This window comes from Rhizobium sophorae, from assembly GCF_013087515.1.
GTDB lineage: Bacteria > Pseudomonadota > Alphaproteobacteria > Rhizobiales > Rhizobiaceae > Rhizobium > Rhizobium sophorae.
In genome coordinates this window covers 25460-45772 of record NZ_JABFCN010000005.1, presented here as the reverse complement: position 1 = coordinate 45772, position 20313 = coordinate 25460, and the positions used below count along the sequence as shown (strand labels likewise).

Sequence of the window (20313 nt, the reverse complement as noted above, 5' to 3'; positions counted from 1 at the left end):
CACTGTGCAGCGAGAAGTAGATTTCGACAAGCTAAAATACCTATTTTCCGTTGATCGCCTGCGTCAACTGCCCGATGAGGCCTGAAATCTGCTGGTCCTCAGGTCTCAGTCGCGCCAGATCCTCGGCGTATTTCAGCGCCTCCGGCAAGCGTCGAAGCTTGAGACTGTATTGGAGCGCCAGGCCGATGATATCAGCGTCTTCGCCCGCCGCCCAACCATCGAGCTTGTCCAGTGCTTCTTCCGTCCGGCCAGCGGAATCGAGAGCGACGGCAAAGGTCGTCTTGTAGCGGGAGTTTTGTGGATCCAGCCGCACGGCTTCTTGGAGTTCTGTGATAGCCTCGGTCAATGCCTGTTTGCGTACCAGCGACAACGCGTGTCCGTACCGCAGATCCGCGCGTTCAGGCGCCATCCCGATCGCTTCGGCATAAGTCTGTTCCGATTGGTCGTTCCGGCCGGTGGCGCGGTAGAATTCCGCGAGATTGATGCGCATTGCCTCCAGTGTCGGGTCGAGCGAAATCGCTCGCCGGAACGCGGCTTCGGCCTCGGCCGTACGCTGTCGGGCGAACAGGAAGAAGCCATAATTGCTTTGTGTTTCCGCGACGTCGCCATTGGTTTCGACATAGGCGCGCAGGTCCGCGACGGCGGCTTCGAAATTGCCTTGCTGATCGCCGAAGAGGTGGGGAGGAGTGCCGGCGAGTGCGTTGGCGGCAGCAACGCGCACCACGCGCGTTGCATCGCCCAGCAGGTTGCCGATCGCCTCCAGCCTCTGCTCCGGCGGAATGTTGCCTGCCGCTTCCGCAGCACCGAGCCTGACGAGCGGATCCGCATCGGCCGCGGCCGTTTGAATGTCGGCGGTGATCTCCACGCCGCCAGTTCGGCTCATTGCTGCGATGGCGCTGCCCCTGACAATTCCTGCTTGGTTTTGATTGCGGACAAGGTCGCGCAGAGCCTCCACCGCGGCTTGATCGCCGTTTGCAGCTCCGGCGAAGGCATGGGCGATCGACGGGCGTTTGCGCCATTGCGTCCCGTACCATATCTCCATTGTTTCGGCTGCCCAATTATTCGTTCTGCCGACATGACAGGTCGTGCACGCATTCGGCGTTCCGAGGGTTGCCGACAGGTCGGGCCGGGGGATGACGAAGGAGTGGTCGCGGCGCGGGTCGACCTTCATGTAGGTGCGTTCCGGCATGTGGCAGTTGGCGCATTGTGCTCCGGTGGAGCCGGCCTGGTGACGGGTGTGCGTAGGCGTGTCGAACAGCCCGCTCGGATCCTGGTTGACGAAGCGCTCCGGCTTCGTCTCTGTGTGGCATTGCGTGCACAGTGCATTGCCCTGGGCTTTGAGGCCGGCATCGTGCGGCCGATGGCAGTCGAGACAGGTCACGCCCGCCCTTGCCATCTTGCTTTGCTGAAACGAGCCATATTCGAAGACCTCGTCAAGGATCTGCCCGTCGGGGAAATAGAGATCCTGCCGGAGCAGGGCAGGGGAGAAATAGTCGAGAAAGGGCTTTCCCGGCTGGTAGCCGTCCAGCAGCTTGGTGCGCCTGGCATGGCAGGCAAAGCAGATGCCCGCATCGACTTTTGGCAGACCTGTGTCCGGCTTGACTGCGGATGAGGCGTTGCCCGATTGCGCGGAAGCGACGTGCTTGGCGCCCGGACCATGACAGGACTGACAGCCGATGCTGGCGGCGACGTAGGTCGACTCGTATTCGTTCGTCTGCTGTTGAAACTTCGCCTGGGGATCGGTGGAATGACAATCGATGCAGGTGCGGTTCCAGCGATAAAAGGGACCTGTCCAATGGTAGGTCGATCCGGGTTTGGCCGGGGTGCCGTTGCCGAGCCAGAACCACTGCCGTCTGACCGTATCCCAGGCGATGTCGAGAGCCTGCAGCCGTCCTCCCCCGATGTCGATGAGGTATTGCTGCAGGGGCTCGTAGGCGAAGGTATATTTGACTTCGAACTCGGCCTGGTTGCCATCCGCCCCCTCGGTGTTGACGAAGAAGCGGTCATCGTGGCGGGTGAAGGTGGTGACGACGCCGTCTTGCTCAAACCTGCTATTGTCGAAATCGCCGCGCACCGTTTCCTCGTCGGCCAGGGCCATGGCCTTTGCATGGTGGGATTTCGAAAAAGCCGCAGCCTGATCGGCGTGGCAGGACGAGCACGTCCTTTCGTTCACGAAACCCTCGTGGATCGATATTTGCAGGTCGACAGCGGGCGTCGAGAGGGGGTCACGCGCAAGGCTGTGCCCGGCAAAGGCGAGCAACAGGAAAAGCAGGAGGGGCGTTCCTCTCACCGCTGCTGACCGAACAGACGCTGCCACTCAATCGCTCCCCGTCGACGTTTTAAAAGGTCACGGCGCCATCGTCCAAGGCTCCGGCGCTCGGCACATTCCCCTAGTCCTTGAACACCTGCTTCCAGTCGGCCTTCATGTCGACGACGGTCCAGCCAGCGATGGAGGCGGCATCGAGCGCCTTGTCGAGGCGACCGAATTCGGTATCGCGGTCGTAGGCGTATTCACGGTCCGAATCGGTGTGATGGATCAGCACGCCGAGCCTGGCAGGTGCGCCCGCCATGGTCGTCCATTGCAGCATTTGGAGATCTCCGTCGGAATTGCCGAAGGCTGCAATCGGCCGCCGGCCGATCTGCTGGTTGATCCCGACGGGTTTGCCGGCCTTGTCGTCGATGAAGTTGACTTCAGGGAGCCGATAGAGGGTCGGCGTGTTGTCCTGCATCCTGAATTCGGTCTTGATCGACGAGCCGATAACCTGCTCGGGCGGGACGCCATAGACTTTTTCCGCCCATGGCCGCATGAACTCGATGCCTCCGCCTGAAACGATGAAGGTCTTGAAACCGTTGGCGCGGAGATAGGCGAGAAGCTCGACCATCGGCTGATAGACGAGTTCTGTGTAAGGCCGCTTGAATTTTGGGTCACGGGCCGACGCGAGCCAATCGGTGACGATCTTCTGGAAATCGCTGCTGGTCATTCCGGCATGCGTGGTCATGATGAGCTCGACGAGGCCCTTTTCCCCCGACGCCGCGAGCGCCTTCAAGTCGCCTTCGAGCACGGCCTTGAACGGCTGCGTTTCCTTCCATTCCGGATGCTGAGGAGCAAGCACCTTGACGCGATCCAAGGCAAAGGCGAGCTGAATATAGATGGGATGTTCGACCCACAAGGTGCCGTCGTTGTCGAAAACGGCTACGCGTTCCGGTTCCGGGATGAAGTCGGGCGATCCTTGCCCGGTTACCTTCTCGACGAAAGAAACGATGGCTGCCTTCGAGGCCGTGTCGTTCCATGAGGGCAGCGGATCGCTCTGGGCGTAGGCGGAAGCAACAAAGAGAAGAGCCGCAATAACAGCCAGCGTTCCGTCGCGGGCCGATTTGATGAAATCTTGAATCGCGAACATTGGACGTCCTCCAAATTGCCGGTGCGAAAGTCAGATAGCCCACGCTTGGAAGACGGCGGCTCTGGCAGGATCCAGGCCGCCGTGCGAAAATCAGTTGCCGGTCGGCATAGGAATGCTCACGCCTTCCTTTGCCAACGATTCTCGGATCCATTGAAAACGACTGTAATCCGATAGCGTGATGGGACCGTTGTAGGTCAGGCTCTGCGGCTTGCGAGGTGGGTACTCCACGTAGGTGGACATGATCTTCTTCAATTCTTCGCCCATGACGACGCCCATCCAGGTCCGCTCTGTGAAGTTGTTCATGAAAATGTCGTAGCGTTCCTGCGGGTCCTGCCACAGATCGAACACCTGGGGCACCGTGGCTACATACTTCTCCTCACCCTTCCAGCCGAGGTTGGTGTCGACCGCCAGCCCGCCCGTCGAGGCTCCGTTATCCCCGCGGATATTAAACGCGAACTTGTAGTTGTTGACGCGTATCGCACCGGGCGAGAGCTCGTTTTCGGTAAAGTAGAACCATGACTTGCGTTCCGATTTACCGGCGCCGAGCAAGATCGGCGACATGTCGTAGCTATCGAATATGATCGGCTTGTCTTCGCGATCCCTGTCGGGAAGTGGAACCGCGCCGACTGCGGCGAATGTCGCCATCAGATCGAGACCACCGACGATGTCGTGGTTCTTGGTGCGGGGTTTGATCTTTCCCGGCCAGACCGCAATCGCAGGAACACGGTTGCCGCCCTCTCGCAGGGTGCCTTTGGTTCCGCGGAACGGGGTGTATCCGGCATCCGGATAGACGTCCTGCCACGCCCCATTATCGGTGGTGTAGAAAACCAGCGTGTTGCGGTCCATTCCGGTTTCCCGCAATTTGTCCATGATTCGGCCAATGCGGGTGTCGAGTTCCACGATCGAGTCCGCATACTTCGACTTCGACAGGGACTTGTGCTCGAACTCCGGGGCCGGCATGTTCGGCTGGTGAACCTTCATAAAGTTCACGTTGATAAAGAAGGGTTCGTCCGGCGCTTTGGCAGCCTCGTCAAGAAAGCCCAGTGCGGCCTTCTCGACGTAACTGTCAAAGAACGGAACGCCGACAACGCCTTCCTTGCCATCGATCACCGGTGTGTCGACATATTGCCCGTTAACTTTGAAATCTTCGGTCACCGGTCCTCCTGCCTTGCCGGACAACGCCCCCTTGGTCACCTTCTGGAACATCTCCCGCAGCTTCGGATCCATGTCCGGAAACCAAGTGGGGTCGGCATACGTATAGGCATTCAAGTGGTAGAGGCCGGCGTACCGCATCTCGTCATAGCCTTGCGCAGTCGGCAGGGCGTAATCCGCTTCGCCGAGATGCCATTTGCCGGTGAAGTAGGTGTGATAGCCACCACGTTTCAGCACGGATGCAAGTGTCCATTCGGCCGCAGGCAAACCACCGCCCTGACCCTGAAAGGCAACTGTCGTCATACCGCTACGGTTTGGTATTCGCCCCGTCTGCATAGCGGCGCGGCCGGGCGTGCAGCTCGGCTGGGCGTAGAAGGAGAAGAAGGTCATGCCGTCTTCAGCCAGTTTGTCGATGTTTGGCGTCGGCATCCCACGACCTTCACCCCCGCCATAGGGGCCGAGATCGCCATAACCCGTATCATCCGAAACGATGAACAGGATGTTGGGTTTTCGTTGGGAGTCCTGCGCTTGCAGGGGCGAGGCCGCACACCAGAGAATGGTGGATGAAGCCAGTGCTCCGATGCAGCGGATAAGGATTCTGCTGTTCATTTCAAATCCTTCCGTTGACGTTCTTGAATGACGGAGCCACTCGCGGCCAAGGCTGCGATTGCGTGCGTCGATTCAACTGGACTGCTTAAATGAAGATCCTGCCGGAGCTGCCTCCGGCAGGGATGCGAAAGCCGTCGCCATCTCTGCTCCGGCCCGCTGAACCTTAGCGAATGCCGCCTTCGCCCGATATTGTACTTTGGGGAATCTCTTCACGCGGTGGCAATCGAAAGTAGTGATGCCCAGATGACGCCGCGGCGGGAAACTGTTATTGTTGCCTGGCTTTGGGGGGAAGCTGATGGGCTTGGGCGAACGGTCAGGTCGATTATGCCGCGCTGCCTTTTTTTTGGCGGTGGCCGCCCTGAGTGTGTCCAGTCGTCAGGCAGCAGCCTCCGACCCCTCGATCGCCATCATCGACCGGGTTCCCCGCGTCCTCGTTCTTTATCCCTATGACGAAAGGATCGCGGCGACGACCGCTGCCGGAGAGGCCTTGCGAAGCCGTTTGCTGGAGGCGACCAACGGCAAGGTCGATCTGTTTTCCGAGTTCCTGGATCTCTCGCGATTTCCGGAAAGCGATCATGTCGCGCGCATGGCTCGATATCTGGGCGAGAAATACGCGTCGCGCCGCCCCCACGTGGTCGTGGCCCTCGGCAGGGAATCGGCCAGCTTCATCGTCGCGAACCGCGGCACGATCGCTCCCGGCGCAAAGATCGTCGCCGCCGGTTTCGGCACTGCTACCGCCGAGAAGATCGCTTTGCCCGATGACGTGATAGGAGCCTTCTCGACATTCAACATTCTGAAGACGGCCGAGATGGCCCGGAGCCTGCAGCCCGATGCCCGCCACCTCTACATCGTCGGAGGCTCGTCCGACTTCGACCGGAGCTGGCTGACGACGGCCCGCGCGGATCTCGAGCAGTTCTCGAAATCCTATGATACGACGACCTTTCTGGAAGATCTCACGATCGATGAATTCGTCGAACGCGCGTCCCGCGTCCCGCCCGACAGCATCATCCTGGCATTGACTGTCTTCAAGGATAGGACAGGGCGCAACTTCATTCCGCGCGACGCGATCGGACAGATCGCGGCAACCGCCAGCGCGCCTGTCTATGGGCCTTATCAGACCTACATCGACCATGGCGTCGTCGGCGGCAATACTGTCACATTCGATGCGCTGGGCCGGACCGTCGGGGACCTCGTCATCGATGCGATCGCCGGCAAGCCGGTGTCGGATCTCGAAGCGCCCCAGACATATGTCGTCGATGCCCGGCAGCTTCAGCGGTGGGGACTTGCCGAAAAGGATCTGCCGCCGGGCACGGTGCAGATGCACAGGGATAAGAGCCTCTGGGAGGAACACTGGGTCATATTGGTGGCGGTGAGCGGCCTCCTGCTGGCGCAAGCCAGCATTATCTCGGTGCTCCTGTTCGAGCGGAGGCGCCGTCGCAACGCGGAGCGCAGCGCGCAACTTCATTTGCTGGAAGCCGTTCATCTCAACCAATCCGCGACAGCCGGCGCATTATCCTCGTCCATCGCTCACGAACTGAATCAGCCCCTTTCGGCGATCAGAAACAATGCCGAGGCAGCCTCGATGCTGCTGCGAAGTGCGAACCCGAATCACGAACTGATCCAGCAGATTCTCCTCGACATCCAGGAAGACGATCAGCGCGCGGGCGACATCATCAGCCGGATGAGAGGATTGCTCAAGAAGAGAGACGAGATCGATTGGCAGGAGTTCGATCTGAACGATGTCACGTCGAACGCGATCCGCATCATTCACGGCGAGGCGGAACGGCGCGGGATCAAGCTGACCTCAACCCAGCCGCCGGGCGAGCTGCCGGTGCGTGCCGACAAGGTTCACGTGCAGCAGGTTATTCTCAACCTGGCGACCAACGGGATGGACGCCATGCTTAACGCCGTCCCGGAAGGGAGAACGCTTAGCTTCGCGACGGGACTGGCGAACGAGAAGGCGGAGTTGCGGGTCTCCGACACCGGAGACGGCATTCCCGAAGAGAGGCTGATCCGCATCTTCGAGCCGTTCTATACCACCAAGAAGGCGGGTACCGGGCTTGGGCTTTCCATAGCCCGCGCCATTCTCGAGACCTATGGCGGTACCATCTGTGCCGGCAACCGCGCCGAAGGAGGCGCGGTCTTTCGCGTGGCCCTGCCGCTCGCCCACAGAGAGGAGCGATCGAGATGATACCGGTTGTCCATATCGTCGATGACGACAAATCCTACCGGACGGCGACCGCAAGGCTGCTTTCCGCACACGGTCTCAAGGTCGAAGTCCATGAATCCGGAGATCAGTTTCTCGCTCGCCTTCCCGATTGTGAGCCGGGCTGTGTTCTTCTCGATCTACAGATGCCCGGCCAGTCCGGCCTGCAGATCCAACGCCGGCTGCGCGAGCTGGCGCCGCAATTGCCGGTCGTGTTCCTCACCGGCAAAGGAGACATCAAGGCAAGCGTCGAGGCGATGAAGGCGGGCGCCAAGGATTTTCTGGAGAAGAGTTCGACCACGGCGGCATTGATGGAGGCGATCGATCACGCTCTCATCCGATTTGAAAGACAGCGGGCCGCACACGAACGCCTTCAAGCCCAGCAGGCGCTGGTGGCGGGGCTTAGTCCGCGCGAGGCCGAAGTGTTCCGGCTCCTCATTCGCGGCCGTCTCAACAAGCAGATCGCTTATGCGCTCGGCATCTCGGAGCGGACGGTAAAGGTGCATCGCCATCAGGTCATGGAAAAGCTTGCCGTACGCTCGCTGGCCGAGGCAGTGTCGATCGCCGCAAATATCGGCCTCATCGACCAGGATACGGCATCGCCAGTGGGGTGATCGGCCTCCTTCCCCTTAGGACAATATCAATCGACCTCCAAGCGGCCTAATTTGATCGGGAACCGTTAATCTCTCATATGTTCGAAAGAGGGGGCATGAGGTGGAGAACCTTCGCCGCACGGTCGCTGTCGTCGATGATGACGCAAGCCTACGGCGCAGCCTCGGGCGGCTGCTCAACGCCTACGGTTTTCTGGCCATGGAGTATGCATCCGCCGAAGCCTTTCTCGCTCGCGATCCCAAAACGGCGATAGACTGCCTTGTCCTTGATATCGACCTCGGAGGCATGTCCGGCATCGATCTGCAACGCAGGCTGAGGGCCGAGGGGACAACCCTTCCGGTGATTTTCATCACGGCACTGGAAACCGCCTCCGTGAAGGCGGAGGCGGAAGAGGTGGGATGCGTTGCTTATCTGCAGAAGCAGTTTTCCGGAGCCGCGCTGATCGCGGCCATCAACAAGGCGTTCGGATCGTGAGCTGTTGACCCGCGCTTTTCAAAGGATGACGGTCGGTGTGCGATCGCCCTCGATGGTGTGCCGCGGCAGCGCGTTTTTGCCGACCCGGCCGCCGCGGTCCCTTGCCGGAGCGCGACCGGATCAATGCCTTTCGCCATCTCGCTGGTTGTGTCGATGAACCGTCGAAGGTGAACTCGCCAAGCGTAAAAACTCCCTTTAGGAGCGTCCTTGAATGCAGCTAGGCCTTGAATCCCGAGGTCGCGTTGCCAATCTGGCGAGGACGACATCATGTAAAGGGAGCTCGACGGCAGGCATGACTGAGGTTCAACGACAAGGTTTTCTGACAAGGCTTACCGCCTATGAACCGCTGACGCTGATTACGCTCGCGTCAATCGCGGGCGGACTGTTCGTGCTCCAGCGGCTGACCAGCGAAGTCCTGGAAGGTGAGACCTTTCGCTTCGACGAGGTGATTCTGCTGGCGTTGAGACGTGCGGACGATCTTGCCGTGCCGATCGGCCCCGGCTGGCTGACGCATGCCGTCGACGATATCACCGCCCTCGGCGGCATCACCGTTCTCTCGCTGCTGACGGCTCTGATCACCATCTATCTTCTGTTCGACCGGCGCTGGCCGATCGCCATCTTCGTCTTTTCCTCGGTGCTGACCGGCTGGCTGGCGAGCACGCTCTTGAAGATCCTTGTTGCCCGGCCGCGCCCCGATATCGTGCCGCATCTGGTCGAGGTGAGCGATCTCAGCTTTCCCTCCGGACACGCGATGGTCTCGGCGGTCACCTATCTGACGCTTGGGGCGCTGCTGGCGCGGACACAGCGTTATCGGTCGACGCGGATCTTCGTCATGGGCGCCGGCGTCTTCCTTGCCGTCATCATCGGCTTGAGCCGGATCTATCTCGGTGTCCATTACCCCACGGATGTCTTCGCCGGATGGTGCGCCGGCGCGCTCTGGGCGCTCGGCTGCTGGCTGATCTCGAAACGGTTCGTTCCAAGCCGCGCGCCAGATGGTGCCGCCGAGGCTGGAAACGGCGACAGCAGATAGCTCTCCCAAGTCTCGTCCATGGCGTGACGGCGGAGAGATAGGGGATGCCGATCAGGGCCGATCCGCTTCCAGATTTTCAATCTCATGCTTCAATGCCCTTCATGCATAATCTTTAGCAGCGCACGCCTTTTCCCCTTCATGCAGCTGTTGCACAGCGTTGCGGCATCTACAGGACCTTGATCTCCGTCGGTATAATGGACAAAAACCATGGCAACTCTGACAACGATCACCTCGACGGTCACGGCCGCATTTCTCGGCTCCTTCGTCGAGGTCGTCGAAGCCTTCACCATCATCCTCGCCGTCGGCGTCACGCAAAGCTGGCGTCCGGCCTTCATCGGCACTGGTCTGGCGCTCGGCGTTCTGGCCATCCTTGTGTTGGCGCTCGGTCCGTTGCTCCACCTCATTCCGGTCGAGCTGATGCAGTTCGTTATCGGAACGCTGCTCGTTCTCTTCGGCCTGCGCTGGTTGCGCAAGGCGATCCTCAGGGCTTCGGGCATCATCGCGCTGCACGACGAGGACAGGGCCTTTGCAGCCGAGACGGATAGTCTGAGGCGCCAATCCGCAGAGCGCCGCGCGAATTTGCTGGCGGGCATTGCGGCCTTCAAGGCCGTGCTGCTCGAGGGAATCGAAGTGGTGTTCATCGTCATCGCCACCGGCGCCGGACATGGCATGATCGGCTATGCCAGCCTTGGGGCCGCCGCGGCTTGCCTGCTGGTGCTGATCATCGGCCTCTTCGTGAACAAACCGCTCTCGGCGGTTCCGGAGAACAGCCTCAAATTCGTCGTCGGGTTGCTGCTCAGCGCCTTCGGCATATTCTGGGTCGGCGAGGGTATAGGCGCCGAGTGGCCGGGCGCCGACCTTTCGCTCCTGGCGATCCTTGCCGTGCTCGCCGTCTTTTCTTTCGCCGCAGTCCGGATGCTGCGCCAGTATTTCAACGCCAATGCCGAGGTCGCCGCATGACGAATATTCTCAAACTCGTGTTCAGGGAATTCTTCGGCATGTTCATCGACGACGGCGCGCTGGCGCTGGCGGCGCTGCTATTGATCGCCCTTGTCGGCGTGCTGGTGAAATTCGCCCATGCCGACGCGCTTCTCGCCGCCGCCCTGCTTCTCCTCGGCTGCCTGCTGATCCTCGCCGAGAGCGTGGCGCGCGCGGCGCGGAAGAAGTTTCAGCGGAAATAGTCCGGAGCATGTGATGCCGAAAAGTGTGAAGCGGTTTTCGAACGACATCACGCATTTCTTTGATTTAGGGCAGCTATTGCGGCACCTGGAACAGGTGGCGGATACGCGTCACCAACGAGCTCACCGAGCGGCCGTGCAACGTGGCGCCTTCGGCCGCGAAGGAATGCTGGCCGGTCTCGATACGGTGTAAGAGGGTGGCGGCAAGCTCTTCGGCAATGCCGGGCCGGTCGTGCAGCAGCGGTGTCAGGCTTGCCTGGGCAATCTCGTAGACGACGACGAAGGTCAGCGCCCGCAGGCTCGCCGCTTCGCCGACACCGATCAGCAGTCCGCTTTCGCCGAAATAATCGCCCGGCGCCAGCCGGCCGAGTTCGATTTCCTTATGGCCTTCCTGGCGCGTGGCGACAAGGGCGCCGCTGCGCACGATCATCAGCGATGCGACCGTATCGCCCTGCTCGATAAGGATGGAATCCTTTTTGTAGGTCCGCCGGGTCATGGAGGCTGCCAGCGTTTCCTTCTCATCCTCGGTCAGCGAGGAAAACAACGGGATGGCGTCGAGAAGCTTAAGCGGCGTCGGCCGGTGCGGCTTCATCACCTCCTCCGGCTGCAACTGGTCGGGCGGTGGGCCGGCGGCATCGAGCGGTCGTGCCAAGGTGAGGCCAGCAGCCTTGATATGGCGGTAGATGAGATCGAATATCTCGTTCTTCGCCGGTCCCGTCTGGCCGATATCCTTGACGCGGAAGGAGAGTTCCAGCTCCACTGCATCTGATGTCAGCGATTTGATCTGCACGCCGGGTTTCGGCTCAGTCAGGATCGAGCCGCTGCTCAAGAGCACGGCGCGCATGACGTCGATGATCGCCGATGGCCCGATCGTCGGCACGACGCGGACCGTCAGCGTTGCCCCGTGACTGCGGTCAGGACTGCTGAGGTTGGTCAGCCCGACCTTGGCCAGAAAACTATTGGGCAGGACGACGAGGTCGTTTGAGCCGTTCAGCAGGTGGGTGGAGCGCCAGTTGGTTTCGACGACGCGGCCCTCGATACCGTCATTCAGCACGATCCAGTCGCCAATCGTATAGGGCCGGCCGAGATTGAGCGCGATGCCGGAAAAGACGTCGCTCAAGGTGCTTTGCATCGCAAGGCCGAGAATGATGGCAAAGACACCCGACGTGGCGATCAGCGTGCCGACGGGAAAGCTGAAGACATAGGCGACCACCGAGAGGATCGCGCCGAGATAGATCAGGCCGATGACCAGATCCTGAACGAGACGACCTTCGCGCGGTTGGCGCTCGAAGATCAGGAAGACGCGGACGAAGGCGATCAGCGCCCAGGCGGCATTGATCCACCAGACCACCTTGGCAAGGGCGATGAAGACGCGTTCGAAGGTCGAAGCCGTCGTCGGCCCGACTTCGTAGGGTACGATGTCGTGATAAAGCAGCAGGACGGTGAGTGCCGCGAAGAAAAACACCTGGCCGGCGAGCTTCCAGCTCGGGAAGGGCCGAAGCGCTATGCGCGTGACGATCGCACCGACCACGGCCAATGTCCCGGCTTGGACGACAGGATCGGTAAGCACTCCGGACCATGTGGGATTATCAAGCATCGACTGTCCACTCGCCAGAGCGTGAAGCCGAAAAGTGTGAGCGGCTTTCGGTCAACATCATGCCTCACTCTTGAATTCTAATGACGCTTCGCCACATCCTGACTTCCAATCCGACTGCGAGGCAACCGTAAAATAGTGCCAGCACCCAGAGCGTCGGAAGCCGGGTCACCAGCGACCCCCACCGAGCCGCCGTTCAGCGTGGCGCTGACGATCAACCTCATGTCTGTGGCGCCTCATCCTTGCGGCGTCACAAGTGCTGGAGCGCTTACAGCGCCGCGCGTCTTTTAAGACACGCGGCGCTGTAACACTTTCAATCCTCGCACGTGCTTTCCGAAAATCGATTCCGATTTGCGGGGCGATGCGCTTAGCTAAGTGCGCGGCTTCAGGTTTTCTGGATCATAGATTGGCTTGTACCCGACGCCGACAACCTCCACCGGATAGGTCTCGGCAAAATACTCGACATTCAGCCTGCGTCCGACCTGGCAATACGACCAGGGCAGATAGGCCAAAGCAATGTTCTTTCCGACCGTCGGGCCGTAGGCGACCGAGGTCGTGTAGGACCGACGGCCAAGCTCGTCGACCAGGACCTCTCCCGTGGCGGGATCGACAACCGGCATGTTGCCGACGGGATAACGCTTTACGCCCGATTTGTCGGTATTCTCGGTCATCACAAGCGTGCAGAGCATGGCCGGCTGGTGCTCGCGCGCCTTGTATTCCAGATGTTTTGCCTTGCCGCGGAAATCGGCTTCCTTGACCTTTGGACGGGCGAGATCGGCTTCGATCAGGTTGTACTGGGTCAGGAGGTCGGCGTTCTGCAGGCGTAGGCTCTTTTCCATGCGGCGCGAGTTCGCATAGGTTTCTACGCCGAAGGCCATCACGCCGGTCGAGCGCAGTGCATCCCAGACGACGAGGCCGTCTTCGTACTTCATATGCAGTTCCCAGCCCTGCTCCCCGACATAGGAAATGCGGAAGGCCGTGACGGGCTTGCCTGCGATTTCGATCGGCTTGATCGCCGCGAAGGCGAAGTTTTCCTGATCGAGGCCGGCCGGATCGGCCACGGCCTTCTTCAGCGTGTCGCGCGCGTTCGGACCCCAGATGCCGATCGTCACGAATTTTTCCGAGACGTCGGTGATGGTCACGTCAAGGCCGCGGTCTTCGGCGACGCGCTTCATATAGTGTAGGTCGCGCGGGCCGGCATCAGCGCCGTTGACGAGACGGCAGCGGTCGGCCATGCGGAAGACGGTGAAGTCAGCGCGGACCATGCCTTCGTCGTCGAGGAAGTGGGTGTAAATGCCCTTGCCGATGTTTGCATCGCCGCCGATCTTGGCGGCGCACAGCCATTCCATCAGCTCGACATGGTCCGGTCCCTCGATATCGACCATGTGGAAGTGGCTGAGATTGACGATGCCGCAATCCTCGCTCATCGCCAGATGCTCGGCATTCGACACGCGCCAGAAATGGCGGCTGTCCCATTCATTCTCGCGAAGCGGGACGCGGTCGGCGTATTTCTCCAGAAGGTGCTCGTTGGCGGCGTAGCCGTGTGCACGCTCCCAGCCGCCAAGTTCCATGAAGTAACCGCCTAGCTCCTTTTCGCGCTCGTAGAAGGGCGAGCGTTTGGCGTTGCGGCCGGATGCATAGGGTTCGCGGGTGTGAACGGCCGGGAAGTAGATCTTCTGGGCGGCTTCGTAGCAGCGGCCCTCGATGAACTCTTCGGTCAACTGATGCGGATAGAAGCGGGCGTAGTCGATGCTGTTGTGATCGATTTCAGTGCGGCCATCGGTCATCCAGTCGGCGATCAGCTTGCCATAGCCAGGACCGTCCTTGACCCAGATGGCAACGCAATACCAGAGACCGCGCACCTTCTGGCTCTCGCCGCAGGATGCGCCGCCGGCGGCGGAAACCTGCAACAGGCCGTTGAAGGAATGACCCTCGTTATAGCCGAGTTCGCCGAGGATCGGCGTCAGTTCCATGGCGCGCTCGAGCGGCTCGATGATCTGTTCCATCTCGAGGTCACGCTGGGAGGGCGAAAGGCGGGCTTCGTGTTTTTCAAGGAGTTCGCGCGGATGGCACATGCGCGGATTGGTGGCTTCGTAATAGCCCCACTCGATCTGGCCGCCCTCCGTCGTCGCCGGGTCGCCGGTATCGCGCATATAGGCGGAGTTGCCCTGGTCGCGCAGCAGCGGGAAGCCGATTTCCTTGCCGGTGCCTTCAAACTCGTTATACGGACCGAAGAAGGTAAGCGGGTGGTCGACCGGCATGACCGGCAGGTCTTCGCCGACCATCTCCGCGATCAGGCGCCCCCAGAGGCCGGCACAGACGATGACGTGGTCGGCCATAATAGTGCCGCGATGGGTGACGACGCCCTTGATGCGGCCGCCTTCGACGATCAGCGACTTGGCCGGCGTGTTGCCGAACACCTTGAGCTTGCCTGCCTTTTCGGCGGCATCGACCAGCTTGCCGGCAACGGTCTGCGAGCGCGGAATGACGAGGCCGGCATCCGGATCGTAAAGGCCGCCCATCACCTGATCTTCCTCGATCAGCGGGAACCTCTCCTTGATTTCGGAAGGGCTGACATAATGGGCGCGCGTGCCGAAAGCGCGTGCCGAGGAAAGCTTTCGCTTGATTTCCTCCATCCAGGTATCGTCGCCGGTGCGCGCCACTTCGAGACCGCCGATGCGCGCGTAGTGGCCCATCTTCTCATAGAAATCGATCGAATATTGCGTGGTCCAGACCGACAGATAGTCGTGGCTGGTGGTGTAACAGAAGTCCGAGGCATGGGCTGTCGAGCCGATATCGGTCGGTATGCCCGACTTGTCGATGCCGACGATATCGTCCCATCCGCGCTCGACGAGATGATGCGCGATGGAGGCGCCGACGATACCGCCGAGCCCGATGATGACGACCTTTGCCTTTTCGGGAAATGCTGCCACGTGCTGTTCCTTCTGCTTCCGCACGAATTGAATTATTTAGCCGCGCTTGACTTACGCTTTGCGCGTCAGATGCAGGAGCCATGTCAGCCTGGTAAAGGTGTCACATTTGCCGAAGCTGCGGAACCCCTAGACCTTTCCGCATGGAAGCTGCGATGGGCTATTATGCACAAGGCTCATGATCGTCATTGGTCCTACGCCGCCGAGTACCGGCGTAATTGCGTCAGCCCGGATCGAACGGTTAGGCAAAGCGGCGACGACCGGATATGGGCGAGCCCTTGCGGCTAGCCCGTCCGCCCGCACGCCCCGGGATCACGGCGCTGCAATCGCTGCAAGTCGGTCGATGTCGACCAGCACGATGTCTTCGGAAACAGGCTCGCGATTGTGCAGCCGGAACCATTCCGCAGCTTCCCGCACGCGGTCACCATGCGGCGGCGGATAGGCGCCAAGTCCGAGAACCCATTCCCGCACGGTCTCGCGCTCCATCCGCCCGGCCCGGTACCGATCGCAGACGGTTTTCGCCGATGCGACGAGATCATTGATGCTTTTCACGGGATACCCTCAATGCACGGACGGCTCTTCATCCTCAAGAAACGATCGAATGCCGTCGCGGGCGACGACGGCCAGGAATTCGTCGAAGGCATCCCGGTCGGTCGGAAATGGCTCGTCCCAGCGGATCAGGTCCTCCGCTTGCGTGACCACCTCCATCGTCCAGTCTTCGTTGCTGCCGGACGTGCGGAAGATATCGACGAGCACGGTGATCCCGTCGTCGGTGAATTCTCCCGCCAGTTCGGAGTGTTCGAGCTTTTCTTTTTTCGCCATCATTCAGCCACCCGCACCGGGCGGTGCGTCGTTTTCGAGATATTCTTCATATTGAACCGTCTCAGTCTCATTCGTGTCAATCGAGGCTTCGGCGCGTTTCGCGAGGCGAACGCCCGCACCCCCGCCATTTTCCGGGATGAAAACAACGCCTGCGCCCTCCAGGGCGTGCTTCATATCCTGAAGGGTCCGTTCGTAGGGAGAGCGCTTCCCGGCCTCGAAATTAGCAATCGTCGCTTTGGCGACTTTTGAAGCCGAGGAGAGATCGTCCTGAGACCATGCCAAAAGGGCACGAGCGGCGCGGCATTGAGCGGAAGATAGGCACAAAACAATAACCTTGCATCAAAAGTGTGATTCTGCCTCGGCAGATTATATTAAAAACGCAATCTCGATACAAGCAATGATGAGAGCAGCTACATGACGGCACAGCATGTTAGTGAGCGCTGGAATGGACCCGCCTATTCCAGTCTTTCGACCATTAATACTCCGCGCTCATCTACCCAACGACCAGGTTGATTGACTGAATATTATTAAAGACTAATTTAGCTTACCTTTATCACGCGCCCGGGAGGTAACAATGCGTGAGCCAGATATGCAAAAACTTGATGCGCTTGTCGGTCGTCTTGTTGGAGACGTTGGCGCCGCCATGTCAGGTGCCCTGGTCGTGCTTGGCGACCAGGTCGGAATCTATAAGGCGATGGCCGACGGAACGCCGATGAGTGTCCAGGACCTTGCCGCAAAAACGGGGATAAAGGAGCGTTATCTCAGGGAATGGCTGAGCGCCCAGGCGGCTGCCGACTATGTCGCTTACGATGAAAAGACCGATCGTTTCAGCCTGACGCCGGAGCAGGCGATGGTGTTTGCCGAGGAAAACAGCCCGGCCTTTTTCGTCGGCGCCTTCGAGGTCGTGCAATCCATGTGGATGGACGAGTCAAAGGTCGCCGATGCCTTCCGTACCGGCAAAGGGCTTGGTTGGCATGAGCACAGCACCTGCCTTTTCCGAGGCACCGAACGCTTCTTTCGCCCGGGCTACAACAGCCATCTCGTGGCCGAATGGATACCGGCTCTTGCCGGGGTTGAGGCAAAGCTCAAGGCCGGCGCCAGTGTCGCCGATGTCGGCTGCGGTCATGGGGCATCGACCATCCTGATGGCGCAGGCCTATCCCGCGTCCCGCTTTACCGGCTTCGACTATCACGGCCCGTCGATTGAAAGGGCAAAGGCCGCCGCCCAGGATGCGGGCGTTGCCGACCGTGTGACCTTCGAGCAGGGCTCGGCGGCGGAATTTCCGGGGCGCGGCTATGATATGGTCGCCATGTTCGACTGCCTTCACGACATGGGCGATCCGGTCGGCGCCGGCCGGCATGTCAAGGAAACGCTCGGGCCGAACGGCACGTGGCTGATCGTCGAGCCTTTTGCCCATGACCAACTCAAGGACAATCTCAACCCGGTCGGCCGCGTCTATTACGGCGCGTCGACGATGATCTGCACGCCGGCATCGCTCTCCCAGGAGGTGGGGCTCGGGCTCGGCGCGCAGGCGGGAGAAATGAAACTTCGAAAGGTCGCGCTCGACGCCGGATTCACGCACTTCCGTCGCGCCACGGAAACGCCGTTCAACATGGTGTTTGAAGTCCGGGCCTGAGGCAACTTGGGATAGCCAGCTATCTCAGCTTGCCGATGCTGGCATACATGCCTGTCGTGCGGAATTCGGTAGGATTGGTGCCGTAGACGCGGCGGAAGACCTTGGAGAAGTAGTTGGGGTCCTCGAAGCCGCACATGATGGCGACTTCCTTGACCGGCAGGAAGTCGGCCTTTGTCAGAAGCTTGACGGCGCGCTGCAGGCGCTGCTGCAGCACGAATTCGGCCGGCGGCATGCCCTCGCTCTCGGCAAAGCTGCGCGAGAAATGCGCGCGGCTGAGGCCGACGATGCCGGCAAGCTCATTGACCGGCAGCGGTTTTTCGAGATTGGCGTTGATATGGTCGATCACCGGCTGCATGAGGCTGAGCTCGGCGGCAAAGGCCGGCGAGCCGAAGACGTCGTCGTAAAGCGCCATCGCCGCTTCATAGGCGATCGCCGAGGCAGCACCTGGCGAAGTCGCGCCCTTGACCAGGCGCAGGCTGCAATCGGCAAGATGATCGATGGTCGAGGGCTGCAGCTTCAGCACCGGGCCGGCGGTCGACAGCACCATCTGGTGGATGCGCAGCGTTTCCTCGCCATTCATCGAGATCCAGAAATATTCCCAGCGGTCGCCCTTCTCCAGCCAGTAGCGATGATTGTGCGGCACCAGCACGAGCAGCGTGTCGCCGCCCTGAAGGCGATAGTTGCGGTGCTGATAGCGCAGCTGGCCGCTGCCGCTGATCGTGTGCTGCAGCACGGTGAAGGGCGTCTGGCCGCGCCGGCGGCCGTCCCAATCATACGTCTCGTTCTCACGCACTTCATAGCCGGCGCTGGTCGGCATGGCATGCAATCGCTGGCGGCCGCGGGGCAGCGAAACCGTCCTCATCGACTGTCCGTTGGCGATCAAATCCTGCAGCACAAAATTACCCCTGAAAGCATAATCCTTCTCTGGTCGCCCTGTCGATTTCGGGCATAATCCCGACCGACAAGAGGAAGAGACCACGGCCGACAGAGCGGCCGGGAGGAAAAAGGCAGATTTTACGGCGTTTTCAGCCACATGCGTCAGCATGCGGCCTGATCCTCCATGGCCTTCTTTTCCTTAGCATTCGATTGGGTCGAGGTGAAGATCATGAGTTTCAAAATCGCTATCATCGGTGCTGGCAGCGTCGGTTTCACCAAGAAGCTATTCACCGATATATTGTGCGTTCCCGAGTTTCGCGACATCGAATTCGCGCTGACGGATCTCAGCGAACATAATCTCGAAATGATCAAGGCGATCCTCGACCGCGTCGTCGAGGCGAATGGGCTGCCGACGAAGGTGACGGCGACGACCAACCGTCGCCAGGCGCTGGAAGGCGCGCGCTACATCATCAGCTGCGTCCGGGTCGGCGGGCTCGAGGCCTATGCCGATGATATCAGAATCCCGCTGAAATACGGCATCGACCAGTGCGTCGGCGATACGATCTGCGCCGGCGGCATTCTCTACGGCCAGCGCAACATCCCGGTCATCCTCGACTTCTGCAAGGATATCCGCGAGGTCGCCGAGCCCGGCGCGAAATTCCTGAACTATGCCAACCCGATGGCGATGAACACCTGGGCGGCGATCGAATATGGCAAGGTCGATACCGTCGGTCTCTGCCACGGTGTCCAGCATGGCGCCGAACAGATTGCCGAGGTGCTCGGCGCAAAGTCGCTGAGCGAGCTCGACTATATCTGCTCCGGCATCAACCACCAGACCTGGTTCATCGACCTGCGCCTAAACGGCCGCAGGATCGGCAAGGACGAGCTGATTGCCGCCTTCGAAGCGCATCCGGTCTATTCGCAGCAGGAGAAATTGCGCATCGACGTGCTGAAGCGTTTCGGCGTCTATTCCACCGAAAGCAACGGCCATCTCTCGGAATACCTGCCCTGGTATCGCAAGCGGCCGGATGAAATCACCCGCTGGATCGACATGTCCGACTGGATCCATGGTGAGACCGGCGGCTATCTCCGCCATTCCACCGAAACGCGTAATTGGTTCGAGACGGAATATCCGCAATTCCTGGAATCCGCTGCGAAACCGATCGATCCTGCCAAGCGCTCGAACGAACATGCAAGCCATATCCTCGAGGCGCTGGAAACGAACCGGGTCTATCGCGGCCATTTCAACGTCAAAAACAATGGCGTCATCACCAACCTGCCGTCCGATGCGATCATCGAATCGCCGGGCTTCGTCGATCGCTTCGGCATCAACATGGTCTCGGGCGTCACCCTGCCGGAAGCTTGCGCGGCCACCTGCATTTCCTCGATCAACGTCCAGCGCATGTCGGTGCATGCGGCGATATCGGGCGACATCGACCTTCTGAAGCTTGCCGTGCTGCACGACCCGCTGGTCGGTGCCGTCTCGACGCCGGAAGAGGTCTGGCAGATGGTTGACGAGATGGTCGTTGCCCAGGCCCGCTGGCTGCCGCAATATGCGCATGCCGTGCCTGCCGCCAAGGAGCGGCTGTCGAAATCGAAGGTGCAGACCCGCGACTGGGCGGGGGCCGCACGCCGCAACGTTCGCTCGATCGAGGAGCTGCGCGCGGAAAAGGCGGCGCTGAAACAGGCCGTCTGATGTTCTTGAAGGATGGGTCGTCATGGGTTTCCGGGAGGGAAATCCATGGCGTCAGACCCGCTTTCATGTCGTTCGAGGAAAAGGAGCCGCGTGAGCC

At 60.5% G+C, this 20313-nt stretch carries 18 protein-coding genes; 8 read left to right on the top strand and 10 right to left on the bottom strand.

Features of this window, described 5'->3' with window-relative positions; genetic code table 11:
* Nucleotides 1–40: 40 nt before the first annotated feature.
* The 3 genes from G9X64_RS04165 to G9X64_RS04155 form a co-directional block, all read right to left on the bottom strand.
* Nucleotides 41–2317: a tetratricopeptide repeat protein gene (locus G9X64_RS04165; protein WP_171376002.1), complete on the bottom strand. Its 2277-nt coding sequence runs from the start codon at nt 2315–2317 to the stop codon at nt 41–43.
* Nucleotides 2318–2390: 73 nt separating this feature from the next.
* Nucleotides 2391–3401, bottom strand: a complete 1011-nt coding sequence (locus tag G9X64_RS04160; RefSeq protein WP_171376001.1) for an HAD family hydrolase — start codon at nt 3399–3401, stop codon at nt 2391–2393.
* A gap of 90 nt (nt 3402–3491) precedes the next feature.
* Entirely contained in the window at nt 3492–5162 is a 1671-nt protein-coding gene (locus G9X64_RS04155) for an arylsulfatase (RefSeq protein ID WP_168311550.1), read from the bottom strand.
* Between the two features lie 295 nt (nt 5163–5457).
* Here G9X64_RS04155 and G9X64_RS04150 point away from each other — a divergent pair, with 295 nt between their 5' ends.
* From G9X64_RS04150 to G9X64_RS04125, 6 genes are all read left to right on the top strand, one after another.
* Nucleotides 5458–7353, top strand: coding sequence for a sensor histidine kinase (locus G9X64_RS04150; RefSeq protein ID WP_171376000.1), 1896 nt, complete (start codon nt 5458–5460; stop codon nt 7351–7353).
* Nucleotides 7350–7982, top strand: a complete 633-nt coding sequence (locus tag G9X64_RS04145; RefSeq protein WP_171375999.1) for a response regulator transcription factor — start codon at nt 7350–7352, stop codon at nt 7980–7982. The genes G9X64_RS04150 and G9X64_RS04145 overlap by 4 nt, the downstream gene beginning before the upstream one ends.
* A 100-nt stretch (nt 7983–8082) precedes the next feature.
* Nucleotides 8083–8454, top strand: coding sequence for a response regulator transcription factor (locus G9X64_RS04140; protein WP_168315019.1), 372 nt, complete (start codon nt 8083–8085; stop codon nt 8452–8454).
* 292 nt (nt 8455–8746) lie between these two features.
* Complete coding sequence (locus G9X64_RS04135; RefSeq protein ID WP_171375998.1) at nt 8747–9484, top strand: phosphatase PAP2 family protein; 738 nt, start codon at nt 8747–8749, stop codon at nt 9482–9484.
* Nucleotides 9485–9691: 207 nt separating this feature from the next.
* On the top strand, nt 9692–10444 hold the full coding sequence (locus tag G9X64_RS04130; RefSeq protein ID WP_168311555.1) for a COG4280 domain-containing protein: 753 nt from the start codon (nt 9692–9694) through the stop codon (nt 10442–10444).
* On the top strand, nt 10441–10665 hold the full coding sequence (locus tag G9X64_RS04125) for a hypothetical protein (RefSeq protein ID WP_168311556.1): 225 nt from the start codon (nt 10441–10443) through the stop codon (nt 10663–10665). The genes G9X64_RS04130 and G9X64_RS04125 overlap by 4 nt, the downstream gene beginning before the upstream one ends.
* A gap of 73 nt (nt 10666–10738) precedes the next feature.
* Here the strand turns inward: G9X64_RS04125 and G9X64_RS04120 are convergent, their stop codons facing one another.
* The 6 genes from G9X64_RS04120 to G9X64_RS04095 all read right to left on the bottom strand — a co-directional run bounded on the left by G9X64_RS04120 (nt 10739) and on the right by G9X64_RS04095 (nt 16332).
* Nucleotides 10739–12259, bottom strand: coding sequence for a mechanosensitive ion channel family protein (locus G9X64_RS04120; protein WP_168311557.1), 1521 nt, complete (start codon nt 12257–12259; stop codon nt 10739–10741).
* Nucleotides 12260–12627: 368 nt separating this feature from the next.
* Nucleotides 12628–15189, bottom strand: coding sequence for a GcvT family protein (locus tag G9X64_RS04115; RefSeq protein ID WP_168315021.1), 2562 nt, complete (start codon nt 15187–15189; stop codon nt 12628–12630).
* A gap of 126 nt (nt 15190–15315) precedes the next feature.
* The gene (locus G9X64_RS37380; RefSeq protein ID WP_512700250.1) at nt 15316–15489 is read right to left on the bottom strand and encodes a hypothetical protein; all 174 of its coding nucleotides are present in this window, start codon (nt 15487–15489) and stop codon (nt 15316–15318) included.
* A gap of 9 nt (nt 15490–15498) precedes the next feature.
* Nucleotides 15499–15738: a hypothetical protein gene (locus G9X64_RS04105; RefSeq protein WP_017957896.1), complete on the bottom strand. Its 240-nt coding sequence runs from the start codon at nt 15736–15738 to the stop codon at nt 15499–15501.
* Nucleotides 15739–15747: 9 nt separating this feature from the next.
* A complete protein-coding gene (locus G9X64_RS04100; protein ID WP_032996996.1) occupies nt 15748–16008 on the bottom strand; it encodes a hypothetical protein in 261 nt (86 codons plus the stop codon).
* 3 nt (nt 16009–16011) lie between these two features.
* Entirely contained in the window at nt 16012–16332 is a 321-nt protein-coding gene (locus G9X64_RS04095; RefSeq protein ID WP_168311559.1) for a helix-turn-helix domain-containing protein, read from the bottom strand.
* 250 nt (nt 16333–16582) lie between these two features.
* On the opposite strand from G9X64_RS04095, the gene G9X64_RS04090 reads away from it, so the two are divergent.
* Complete coding sequence (locus G9X64_RS04090) at nt 16583–17644, top strand: class I SAM-dependent methyltransferase (RefSeq protein WP_168315023.1); 1062 nt, start codon at nt 16583–16585, stop codon at nt 17642–17644.
* A 19-nt stretch (nt 17645–17663) separates the two neighbouring features.
* Here the strand turns inward: G9X64_RS04090 and G9X64_RS04085 are convergent, their stop codons facing one another.
* Complete coding sequence (locus G9X64_RS04085) at nt 17664–18689, bottom strand: AraC family transcriptional regulator (RefSeq protein WP_171375997.1); 1026 nt, start codon at nt 18687–18689, stop codon at nt 17664–17666.
* Between the two features lie 60 nt (nt 18690–18749).
* Between G9X64_RS04085 and G9X64_RS04080 the strand changes: the two genes are divergently transcribed.
* Entirely contained in the window at nt 18750–20216 is a 1467-nt protein-coding gene (locus tag G9X64_RS04080) for an alpha-glucosidase/alpha-galactosidase (protein WP_168311561.1), read from the top strand.
* Nucleotides 20217–20313: the final 97 nt, after the last annotated feature.